General features: G+C 63.5%; 10 protein-coding genes. 9 read left to right on the top strand and 1 reads right to left on the bottom strand.

Annotated features, from left to right (window positions below; genetic code table 11):
• Positions 1-78: 78 nt before the first annotated feature.
• A complete protein-coding gene (locus ACKUUH_RS16590) occupies positions 79-1,623 on the bottom strand; it encodes a sigma-54-dependent transcriptional regulator (RefSeq protein WP_407950998.1) in 1,545 nt (514 codons plus the stop codon).
• A 373-nt stretch (positions 1,624-1,996) separates the two neighbouring features.
• On the opposite strand from ACKUUH_RS16590, the gene ACKUUH_RS16585 reads away from it, so the two are divergent.
• The 9 genes from ACKUUH_RS16585 to ACKUUH_RS16545 form a co-directional block, all read left to right on the top strand.
• The gene (locus ACKUUH_RS16585; RefSeq protein ID WP_407950997.1) at positions 1,997-2,833 is read left to right on the top strand and encodes an OmpA family protein; all 837 of its coding nucleotides are present in this window, start codon (positions 1,997-1,999) and stop codon (positions 2,831-2,833) included.
• Between the two features lie 171 nt (positions 2,834-3,004).
• Positions 3,005-4,846: a M3 family oligoendopeptidase gene (locus ACKUUH_RS16580; protein WP_407950996.1), complete on the top strand. Its 1,842-nt coding sequence runs from the start codon at positions 3,005-3,007 to the stop codon at positions 4,844-4,846.
• Positions 4,843-6,228 (top strand): ABC1 kinase family protein, encoded by a 1,386-nt coding sequence (locus ACKUUH_RS16575; RefSeq protein WP_407950995.1) that lies wholly within the window; start codon positions 4,843-4,845, stop codon positions 6,226-6,228. Before ACKUUH_RS16580 ends, ACKUUH_RS16575 begins: the two co-directional genes overlap by 4 nt.
• A gap of 36 nt (positions 6,229-6,264) precedes the next feature.
• Positions 6,265-6,708 carry a PaaI family thioesterase gene (locus ACKUUH_RS16570; RefSeq protein ID WP_407950994.1) on the top strand — a complete coding sequence of 148 codons (444 nt, stop codon included), beginning with the start codon at positions 6,265-6,267 and terminating at the stop codon, positions 6,706-6,708.
• Positions 6,705-7,694 (top strand): alpha/beta fold hydrolase, encoded by a 990-nt coding sequence (locus ACKUUH_RS16565; protein WP_407950993.1) that lies wholly within the window; start codon positions 6,705-6,707, stop codon positions 7,692-7,694. The genes ACKUUH_RS16570 and ACKUUH_RS16565 overlap by 4 nt, the downstream gene beginning before the upstream one ends.
• A gap of 161 nt (positions 7,695-7,855) precedes the next feature.
• A complete protein-coding gene (locus tag ACKUUH_RS16560; protein WP_407950992.1) occupies positions 7,856-7,999 on the top strand; it encodes an aa3-type cytochrome c oxidase subunit IV in 144 nt (47 codons plus the stop codon).
• Positions 8,000-8,135: 136 nt separating this feature from the next.
• Positions 8,136-9,269: a Re/Si-specific NAD(P)(+) transhydrogenase subunit alpha gene (locus tag ACKUUH_RS16555; protein WP_407950991.1), complete on the top strand. Its 1,134-nt coding sequence runs from the start codon at positions 8,136-8,138 to the stop codon at positions 9,267-9,269.
• Positions 9,269-9,586 carry an NAD(P) transhydrogenase subunit alpha gene (locus ACKUUH_RS16550; protein ID WP_322311320.1) on the top strand — a complete coding sequence of 106 codons (318 nt, stop codon included), beginning with the start codon at positions 9,269-9,271 and terminating at the stop codon, positions 9,584-9,586. The genes ACKUUH_RS16555 and ACKUUH_RS16550 overlap by 1 nt, the downstream gene beginning before the upstream one ends.
• Before the next feature lie 13 nt (positions 9,587-9,599).
• Positions 9,600-10,442 (top strand): NAD(P)(+) transhydrogenase (Re/Si-specific) subunit beta (locus ACKUUH_RS16545; RefSeq protein WP_407950990.1); only part of this gene is annotated, 843 nt, incomplete at its 3' end.

Here is a 10,442-nt window from a genome sequence, read left to right as displayed (position 1 = left end):
TTCAATTGACGGACTCTACTCAAATCTGGAGGAAGTTCAGGGGCTCACGTCACGTCTCTTGCCGTTTCCGGGGCCGTCTCAGCCCTCGCGGACTTCCAGCCCCATGTCGCGCACCTTGCGGTAGAGCGTCGAGCGGCCGATGCCGAGGCGGCGCGCCACCTCCGTCATGTGGCCCTTGTACTTGTCGATGGCGAGGCGGATCATTTCCGCCTCGATGTCCTCGAGCTTGCGCACATTGCCCGCTTCGTCGGTGATCGAAATGCCGTCCGAGAAGTTCGAGCGCGCGAAATCCGCGAAGCTGTGGTTCTGCTGCGTGGCCGGTTCGCCCGCATAGACGGGCACGGTGTCGCTGGCGATGCCGATCATTCCGCTCTGCGCGGGCGTTGCCGCCGTTGCGGCCGGGGCCGGTTCGCGCTGGCGCGCGATTTCGGCATAGCCGTCCACCATGCTGGCGATCTGCGGGAAGTCGGAAACCTGCAGCGCCTCGCCGTCGCAGAGCACGATGGCGCGGAAGATCGTGTTTTCGAGCTGGCGCACATTGCCCGGCCAGTCATAGGCCTTGAGCATGTCGAGCGCGTCGCGCGCGATGCCGACGACCTCCTTGCCTTCCTCGGCTGCGAGGCGGCGCACAAAATGCGCGGCGAGCTCCGGGATATCGTCCTTGCGCTGACGAAGCGGCGGAATGTGGATCGGGAAGACGTTGAGGCGGTAATAGAGGTCTTCGCGGAAGCGGCCCTCCTTCACCATCTGCAGCATGTCGCGGTTGGTCGCCGAGATCAGGCGGATGTCGACTTTCACGGGCTTTTTCGAGCCCACGGGGTCGACTTCGCCTTCCTGCAGCGCGCGCAGGAGCTTCACCTGGATGTCGAGCGGCAGTTCGCCGATCTCGTCGAGGAAGAGCGTGCCGCCGGAGGCTTCCTGGAATTTGCCGGCATGTTTGTCCGACGCGCCGGTGAAGGCACCCTTTTCGTGGCCGAACAGGATGCTCTCCACGAGGTTTTCGGGGATCGCGCCGCAATTGACGGTGATGAAGGGCTTGCCGGCGCGTTCGCCTTCGCCCTGGATCGCGGCGGCGATGAGTTCCTTGCCGACGCCGCTCTCGCCCTCGATCAGGATCGGGATGTTCGATTGCGCGGCGCGCTTGCCGAGGCGGATCACCGGTTCCATCGACGGGCTCGGCGCGATGATGTCGGCGAAGGTGAGGCGGCCGGTCTGGCGCTTCTGCAGGCGGGTGATCTCGCCCGTCAGTGCGTTCACCTTCAGTGCGTTGCGCATCGAGACGTGGAGGCGTTCGGGGCTCACCGGCTTCACCACGAAGTCGGAGGCGCCCTCGCGCATCACGTTCACCACCGTTTCGATGCCGCCATGGGCGGTCAGCACGATTACGGGGAGGTTCGGCTTTTGCGGGTGGACGCGCTTCAGCACCTCCATGCCGCCGACGCCGGGCATGACGAGGTCGAGCACCACGAGGGCGATTTCGGCGCCGGCCGGGCTTTCGAGATAGGCAAGCGCCGCCTCGCCCCCGTCGACCGGAATGGCGCGGTAGCCGTCGCGATTGACGACCTCCTCGAGGATCCGCCGCTGGGCGGGATCGTCGTCAACTATGAGAATGGCCTGGGTCATTCTAATCCTCGGGTTGGTACCGCAATTTCACCCACGAACCGACCTCCCGGCTCGAAATCTGCCCCATATTGAGCCGCATTGGTAAAAGCCCCCTTAATCCCCTGACTGATTATCGGTCGCCAGTGACACAAGCTGGGACAGTTGCCGCAAGGGCAGGTTGAGGGTGAATTGGCCGGAAAGGGCAGCGATTCCGTCAGGCAACAGTGTTGCTCACATGTGACGCACGGCGCAGAACTTACGGAATCCGGCCAATACAGGTTGATGGTTTCGGCGGTTCCATGCGATGAAATTAGGCTTATGAGGGCTTACCGGTGGGGTCCGGGCCACCCGTCGTATTGTCGGGGGGCAGAGCGAAATAACGACGGAGATTGGGATGAAAATGATATCCCGGCTTATAGCGTTGGGTTCTTTCCTTGTGCTGGCTGGTTGCGGCACATGGACCGCGGAATCGTACCTGCACGAAGACATTCAGGGTGATTCCTTCAACGCGTGCCTGGCTCGCGAATATCAGGACAGGGCGACTTCGGAAGCCTATGTCGACTGCAACTGGGTCGACACGGCCGCGATCGTCGCAAAGGGTCGTGCCGCCGCTGCCGGCGAGACGGTTCTTCCTTACGACCCCGCCACAAAAGGGGTTCTCTCGAGCGATCTGCCTGAATTGCAGGACGCACGGTCCAAGCTCATGGCTGCCCTCGACAATGGCGGCCGCACGGAGCGCGGTTGTGCTTGCGCCAAGGCGCAGCGCTACTATGACGGCTGGGTCGAACAGGCGAGCGACAACAAGCTCGGCGTGAACGGCTCCTATTTCGGCGGTGAAGGCGGCCCGGTGCAGCCGGATCGCGTGGAAGCCGAGAAGGCCGCTTTCTACGAAGCTCTCACGGCCTGCGCCCTTAAGGAAGTTGGCCCGTGGACCATCTATTTCGGTTTCGACAAGTACAACCTGACGCCGGAAGCGCAGTCGGTGATCGATCAGATCGTCGCTGAGTCGACCGGTCCGCTCTCGGTTATCGGTCACACCGATACGTCGGGCAGCAATGCCTACAACCAGGCTCTCGGCCAGCGCCGTGCCGACTCCGTGTCCAATGCGCTCACCGCGCAGGGCAAGGAACTCTGCGGCGCCCAGTCGAAGGGTGAAACGGACCTCGCGGTCCAGACCGGCGATGGCGTGCGTGAGCCGCTCAACCGCCGCGCGGTTGTCGGCGGCTGCTAAAGCACCGACGGCGAAAGATCGGGGCCCCTGCCGAAAGGCAGGGGCCCTTTTCTTTTGGGCAGGCACTTCCTCCGGTTCGTGTTCTTCCGGCGTTGCCTCGTCCCGCCGTTGAATGACAGGCCGCTCCGCTCAATATAGGTTCGAGGCCTTCCTGCCGAACGGAGTTGAGCGATGCCGCGTACCTATCCCAGTTTTCATCCGGACGATGCTGCCTTGCGCACCGCAGAGGAGACGGATCTCGGCGCGCTTCCGGTCTGGGATCTGGCGGATCTCTATTCCGCGCCCGGCGCCCCGGAGGTGAAGGCCGACATCGCGCTCGCGGCCAGCGCGGCGGCGGATTTCAACAAACGCTACAAGGGGCAGGTTGCCATCCTGGCGGGCGCTGCCGGCGGCGGCGCAGAACTCGCGCGCGCGGTCGGGGCCTACGAGGAAATCGAGGACAGGCTCGGCCGTCTCATTTCATATGCGGGGCTTCTCTATGCGCAGGACAATACGAATCCCGCGCATGCCAAATTCTATGGCGACATTCAAGAGCGCGTAACGGCGATCTCGACCGATCTCCTCTTCTTCGCGCTGGAATTGAACCGGGTCGAAGATGCTGCGCTCGATGCAGCGTTGAAGGATCCCGCCCTCGCGCATTATGGGCCCTGGTTGCGCGACCTGCGTGCGATGCGGCCCTACCAGCTCTCCGACGAAGTCGAGACGCTTCTCCACGAGAAGAGCGTGACGGGACATGCGGCATGGAACCGCCTGTTCGACGAAACGATGGCGCGGCTCACCTTCGATGTCGGCGGCAAGCCGCTCGCGCTCGAAGCGGCGTTGCACCGGCTCTCCGAAAAGGACCGGGCAAAGCGCGAGGAGGCGGCCCATGCGCTCGCGAAGACCTTCAAGGCGAACCTGCCTCTCTTCACGCTCGTCACCAACACGTTGGCGAAGGACAAGGAAATCGAAGACCGGCTGCGCGGCTTCGAGGACATTGCCCAATCGCGCCATATCGCAAACCGGGTCGAGCCGGAAGTCGTTGCCGCGCTCGCCGGCGCCGTGCAGCGCGCCTATCCCGATCTTTCGCATCGCTATTATGCGATGAAGGCGAAATGGCTCGGCCTTGATCAGCTCGAATACTGGGATCGCAACGCGCCTCTTCCGCAATCGGACGATGCTCTCATCCCCTGGGGTCAGGCACGCGATACAGTGCTGGACGCCTATCGCGGCTTCGCGCCCGAGATGGCGGAGATTGCGAGCAGGTTCTTCGAGAGCGGCTGGATCGACGCTCCAACGCAGCCTGGCAAAGCGAGCGGCGCCTTTGCGCACCCGACCGTGCCAAGCGCGCATCCTTATGTTCTCGTGAACTATCAGGGAAAGACGCGGGACGTGATGACGCTTGCGCATGAGCTCGGGCACGGCGTTCATCAGGTGCTTGCGGCAAAGCAGGGTCCGCTCATGGCCGACACGCCGCTCACGCTCGCGGAGACGGCCAGCGTGTTCGGCGAGATGCTCACCTTCCGCAAGCTCCTCGCCAATGCGCCGGACGAGGAACGGCGCAAGGCGATGCTCGCCTCCAAGGTCGAGGACATGCTGAACACGGTCGTTCGGCAAACGGCTTTCTATACTTTCGAGCGCCGCATCCACACCGCGCGGCGGGAAGGTGAACTCACCTCGGACGATATCGGGCGCATCTGGCTCGAGGTGCAGGGCGAAAGCCTCGGTCCGGCGATCCATCTGGGTGAGGGCTACGAGACCTACTGGTGCTACATCTCGCACTTCATTCATGCACCCTTCTATGTCTACGCCTATGCCTTCGGCGATTGCCTTGTGAACTCGCTCTACGCCGTTTACGAGAATGCGCAGGAAGGTTTCGCGGAGCGTTATTTCGAGATGCTCTCGGCGGGCGGCACGCTGCGGCACAAGGAGCTGCTCGCACCTTTCGGTCTCGATGCCAGCGATCCATCCTTCTGGGATAAGGGTCTTTCCATGATTCGAGGGTTCATAGACGAACTTGAGGATATGGAATGAGCGACGACGCGCCGTCTCCGCCGGGCAAGGGCGAGCGCGACAGGGAAGCGAACCGCATCGGCCGCCGTTTCCAGCGCTACGCGCAAGTCGGTGCCGGGGTCGGCGGCATTGCCGCGCGGGCGGCGGGCGCGCGGCTCCTCGGTCTCGATCAGGCCGATGGGCGCATGGCGCGCGAACTCAAGGCCGCGCTTGGCGGGCTCAAGGGGCCGATCATGAAGGTCGCGCAGATGATCGCGACCATTCCGGAAGCGGTGCCCGCGGATTTCGCCGCGGAGCTGTCGCAACTTCAATCCGCCGCGCCGCCCATGGGCTGGCCCTTCGTGAAACGGCGCATGCGGGCGGAACTCGGCGCGGGCTGGGAGAGCCGGTTCGCCACCTTCGAGCGCGGAGCCGCTGCCGCCGCCTCGCTCGGACAAGTTCACCGCGCGGCGTCGCTCGACGGCGCGCCGCTCGCGGTGAAGCTGCAATATCCCGACATGCAGTCGGCCGTCGATGCGGACCTCAATCAGCTTGGGCTCATCTTCTCGATCCACCGGCGCATGGATCCCGCCATCGATACGCGCGAAATCTATGCGGAGATCGGGGAGCGCCTGCGCGAAGAACTCGACTATCTGCGTGAGGCCGCGCATATGCGGCTCTATGCGGACGTCTTCTCGGACGATCCGCGCATTGCCGTGCCGCGCGTCGTGGAAGAGCTCACGACGAAGCGGCTCCTCACGATGAGCTGGCTCGATGGCAAGCCGCTGCTTTCTTTCCGCGACCATTCGCTCGACGAGCGCAATCGGATCGCGGAGGCGATGTTTGCTGCCTGGTGGATGCCCTTCAGCCGCTACGGTGTCATTCACGGCGATCCGCATCTCGGCAATTATTCGGTACGGGAAGATTTCGGAATCAACCTGCTCGATTATGGCTGCATCCGCATTTTCCCTCCGGCTTTCGTCGCGGGCGTGGTGGAACTTTACCGTGCGCTGGAGGCGGACGACCGTGACCGCGCCGCAGCGGCTTATGAGAATTGGGGTTTCCGCAATCTCTCCGCCGAGCTGATCGACGTGCTGAATGTCTGGGCGCGGTTCATCTATGCGCCGCTTCTCGACAATCGCGTGCGTTCGGTCGCGGATGGGATCGGCCCCGGCGAATATGGCCGCAAGGAAGCATTCGGTGTGCACAAACGCCTGCGCGAGCTTGGTCCCGTGACGCCGCCGCGCGAGTTCGTTTTCATGGACCGCGCCGCGATCGGCCTTGGTTCCGTCTTCCTCCATCTCGGCGCGGAGCTCAATTTCCATACCTTGTTCAACGAGACCATCGAGGCCTTCGACGCCGCCGAACTCGACAAGCGCCAGAAGGCCGCGCTAAAGAAGGCGGGCGTCCCGCTCGCTGCCTGAGCGGTCTCTTCCGTTCCGCTCGCCCGAGGCCCCGCCATGACCGACGATCTTCTCGAAGAAAACACGATTGCGCTGCCCGAAGGCTACCAGACGCTGAACTGGTTCCAGGGGTTCGGCCGCCAGATCGGCCCGCTCTACGAGCGCATCGATGGAGACAGCCGCTACACGCGCGCCTTTCTCGTGCAGGAGCATCACACGAACGGCATGGGCAATTGCCATGGCGGCATGCTGATGGCCTTCGCCGACATGGCCTTCGGCCATGCGATCACCATGTCGGTGCACCGCTACTGGGTGACGGTGCGCCTGATGACGGACTTCCTGTCCGGCGCAAAGATCGGTGAATGGGTCGAGGGCACAGGCGAAGTCGTCGGTTCGGAAGACGACTTCTTCACCGTGAAGGGGCGCATCTGGTGCGGCGAGCGCACCATCATGTCGGGCACCGGCGTGTTCAAGGCGCTGGGCGAGAGGCCGTCCAAATGAGCGACTTTCCGCTCGCGCCCGGCGACGAGGAAGGCCCCGCCGTCATCTCGCCCCCCGGCTGGTTTTCGCGCGCTGTCGCCGTCGAACCCGAAAGCCGTTTCGTCGAGGTCGAGGGAACGAAAGTTCACTATCTGCGCTGGGGCGATCCGTCGAAGCCCGGTCTTCTCCTTGTTCACGGCAATGGCGCGCATGCGCGCTGGTGGTCCTTCGTCGCGCCCTTTCTTGCGCGCGAATATTCCGTTGCCGCGATCGACGTTACCGGCATGGGCGATAGCGGTTGGCGCGAGCGCTACACGATCGAGACCTTCGCCGAAGAGCAGATCGCGGTTTGCGAGGATGCGGGCTTTTTCGATTGCGAGGAGCCGCCGATCATAGTCGGCCATTCCTTCGGCGGCTTCATCACCATCCTCACAGGCGCGCTCTACGGCGAGCGCCTTGCCGGCACGGTCATCGTGGACAGCCCGGTTAATCCGCCCGACAGGCCGGGCGGGCCGCCCAATCGCGAGTTCCGGCCGCATCGCATCTATTCGACGCTCGAGGCGGCGATGGGGCGCTTCCGTCTCGCGCCGCCGCAGCCTTGCGAGAATCGCTACATCACCGACTACATTGCGCGGCACTCGCTGAAGCAGGTGCCGAACCCCGAGGGCGGCGAGGGCTGGACGTGGAAGTTCGATCCGGCCATCTGGCAACGCTTCAACATCGGCGATATGGGCGCCCGTCTCGCCGCCACGCGCTGCCGCATTGCCATCATGCGGGGCGAGTTCTCCGTGCTCCTGCCCTCCGAGATCGGCGAATACATGTTCAACCTGCTGGGGCGGGCCGCGCCCGTCATCGAGATCCCGCAGGCGCGCCACCATGTCATGCTCGACCAGCCGCTTGCCTTCGTCGCGGCGCTGCGTGCGCTTCTCGCCGACTGGGACCATTCGGCGCCGTCGCGCAAGATCGTCAAGGGACCGCTCCCGTCGCCGTTCGAGAATCACGGATGAGAACAAGCGGACCTCACGCCGTGTTGAACGGAATTGCACAGCGGCTGTAGGTATTTAGCCGAAGGGCCGGGGCCTCGGCGCTTGCCGCGGGCGGTTCGTTTGCTATAGTCCGGCTCGCTCAAATCGAGCTTAACGAGCGGCACAAAAGCGGGCGAGGTAACATGGCTGGATTTCAGGAAGGCTGGGGCGAAGAGATGGACTCCCGGGAGCATCTCACGACCTATGACAGCTTCATCTCGGGGACGAAGTGGGGCTCGGGCCTTATCGTGCTTGCCCTCATCCTGATGGCGTTCTTCCTTCTGTAAGGCGTCTCGCGCGCTTCGTATCGTTTGCGACAGGTTTTTACTTGAAATCAGTCGCTAACGCATCATGTTCGAATAATTCTCATTCTCATTCGGTGGCTGCGGTCCTCGCGGGCGCCCGGAGAACAGGCGACGTTCCATGAAACTTGCGATCCCCAAAGAACGGCTTGAAGGCGAAACCCGCGTGGCGGCCTCACCGGAAACAGTGAAGAAGCTTACCGCTCTCGGCCTTGAGGTCATTGTCGAGTCGGGGGCGGGGGAGCATGCCTCCATCGCCGATCAGATTTATGCGGATGCCGGCGCGACCATCGCGCAGGGCGCAGCGGACGCGCTCAAGGATGCCGATATCGTCTTCAAGGTGCGTGCGCCTTCCGACGAGGAGATCGGCATGATGAAGCGCGGTGCCATGCTCGCGGCGATCCTCAACCCGTGGGACGACAAGCCGCGTCTCCAGAAATACGCCGCTGCGGGCGTCAATGCCTTCGCCATGGAATTCATGCCGCGCATCTCCCGCGCGCAGTCCATGGACGTGCTCTCCTCGCAGTCGAACCTTGCGGGCTACAAAGCGGTCATCAATGCGGCCGCCGCCTTCACCCGCGCCATGCCGATGATGATGACGGCGGCGGGCACCATCGCGCCTGCCCGCGTGTTCATCATGGGTGTCGGCGTTGCGGGGCTCCAGGCGATTGCGACGGCGAAGCGCCTCGGCGCCATCGTTTCCGCGACGGACGTTCGCTCTGCCACCAAGGAGCAGGTCGAAAGCCTCGGCGGCACCTTCATCATGGTCGAATCGGAAGAGAGCGGCGACGCGGCCGGTGGCTATGCGAAGGAAATGTCGGACGAGTACAAGCGTGCCCAAGCCGCGCTCGTCGCCGAGCACATCAAGAAGCAGGATATCGTCATCACCACCGCGCTTATTCCGGGCCGCCCGGCACCGGAACTCGTGAGCGAGGAAATGGTGAAGACCATGAAGCCGGGATCGATCCTCGTCGATCTCGCAGTGGAGCGCGGCGGCAACTGCCCGCTCTCCGAGGCCGGCAAGCGCGTGCAGAAGCACGGCGTCCTGCTGATGGGTGACGTCAATATCGCTGCCCAGCTTTCGGTCGACGCGTCCGCGCTCTATGCGAAGAACCTCCTGAACTTCATCACGCCCCTGATCGACAAGGAAACGAAAGCCCTGGCGATCAACTGGGAAGACGAAATCATCACGGGCACCTGCCTGACGAAAGACGGTCAGGTGGTGCATCCGTCGTTCCGCGAAGGAGGCAACTGATGGAAGCGGCCGCTATCGATCCCTTTGTTTTCCGGCTTGCGATCTTCGTGCTCGCGATCTTTGTCGGCTATTTTGTGGTGTGGAGCGTGACGCCCGCGCTGCACACGCCGCTGATGTCGGTTACCAACGCCATCTCCTCGGTCATCATCGTCGGCGCGCTCATCGCGGTCGGCCTCGATGTCGCGCAGGCGGGCGAGACGGGCTGGGTGTCCAAGGGTTTCGGCTTCGTCGCGGTGATCCTTGCCGCCGTCAACATCTTTGGCGGCTTCCTGGTGACGCAGCGAATGCTCGCCATGTACAAGAAAAAGCAGCGCTGAGGGGAAACAGGATATGTCAGCCAATATAGCGGCACTGCTCTATCTCGTTTCGGCGGTGCTTTTCATTCTCGCGCTTCGCGGGTTGTCCTCGCCGGAATCCTCACGCCAGGGCAACACCTTCGGCATGGTCGGCATGACCATCGCCATCGTGACGACGCTCGCGCTGCTGCAGGCGCAGAACACGCTCACCTGGGGCCTCATCGTGACGGGCCTCGTCATCGGCGGCGGCATCGGCGCGGTCATTGCGCGCCGCATCGCCATGACGCAGATGCCGCAGCTCGTTGCGGCCTTCCATTCGCTGGTCGGCCTTGCCGCGGTCTTCGTCGCATGGTCCGCTTTCCTCGCGCCGGAAGCCTATGGCATCGGCACGTTCCACGCGATCCATGGCGCCAACCTGATCGAAATGGGCATCGGCGTCGCCATCGGCGCGATCACCTTCTCGGGTTCGGTCATCGCCTTTGCGAAGCTCAACGGGAACATGTCCGGCGCGCCGATCATGCTGCCGGGCCGTCATGTGATCAACGCGGCGCTGGCGCTTGCCATCGTCGGCGGCATCGCCTGGATCGTGATGGATCCCGCGAACCAGACGATCGAGCTCTTCCTTGCGATCACGCTGCTCTCCTTCGTCATCGGCTTCCTCATCATCATCCCGATCGGCGGCGCCGACATGCCGGTCGTCGTGTCGATGCTGAACTCCTATTCGGGGTGGGCGGCGGCCGGCATCGGCTTCACGCTCGGCAACCTCGCGCTCATCGTCACGGGTGCGCTGGTCGGCTCTTCGGGCGCGATCCTGAGCTACATCATGTGCAAGGCGATGAACCGCTCCTTCATCAGCGTCATTCTCGGCGGCTTCGGC

Origin of the sequence: Parvibaculum sp., from assembly GCF_045863935.1 — a bacterium.
Taxonomy (GTDB): Bacteria; Pseudomonadota; Alphaproteobacteria; order Parvibaculales; family Parvibaculaceae; genus Parvibaculum.
The sequence above is the reverse complement of the archived record's forward strand: the minus strand, read 5'-3'. Positions and strand labels throughout refer to the sequence as shown.

Excerpts from the sequence above, each read along its gene's own strand:
- ACKUUH_RS16590 (WP_407950998.1), bottom strand. The coding sequence starts at position 1,623 with ATGACCCAGGCCATTCTCATAGTTGACGACGATCCCGCCCAGCGGCGG.
- ACKUUH_RS16585 (WP_407950997.1), top strand. The coding sequence starts at position 1,997 with ATGAAAATGATATCCCGGCTTATAGCGTTGGGTTCTTTCCTTGTGCTG.
- ACKUUH_RS16580 (WP_407950996.1), top strand. The coding sequence starts at position 3,005 with ATGCCGCGTACCTATCCCAGTTTTCATCCGGACGATGCTGCCTTGCGC.
- ACKUUH_RS16575 (WP_407950995.1), top strand. The coding sequence starts at position 4,843 with ATGAGCGACGACGCGCCGTCTCCGCCGGGCAAGGGCGAGCGCGACAGG.
- ACKUUH_RS16570 (WP_407950994.1), top strand. The coding sequence starts at position 6,265 with ATGACCGACGATCTTCTCGAAGAAAACACGATTGCGCTGCCCGAAGGC.
- ACKUUH_RS16565 (WP_407950993.1), top strand. The coding sequence starts at position 6,705 with ATGAGCGACTTTCCGCTCGCGCCCGGCGACGAGGAAGGCCCCGCCGTC.
- ACKUUH_RS16560 (WP_407950992.1), top strand. The coding sequence starts at position 7,856 with ATGGCTGGATTTCAGGAAGGCTGGGGCGAAGAGATGGACTCCCGGGAG.
- ACKUUH_RS16555 (WP_407950991.1), top strand. The coding sequence starts at position 8,136 with ATGAAACTTGCGATCCCCAAAGAACGGCTTGAAGGCGAAACCCGCGTG.
- ACKUUH_RS16550 (WP_322311320.1), top strand. The coding sequence starts at position 9,269 with ATGGAAGCGGCCGCTATCGATCCCTTTGTTTTCCGGCTTGCGATCTTC.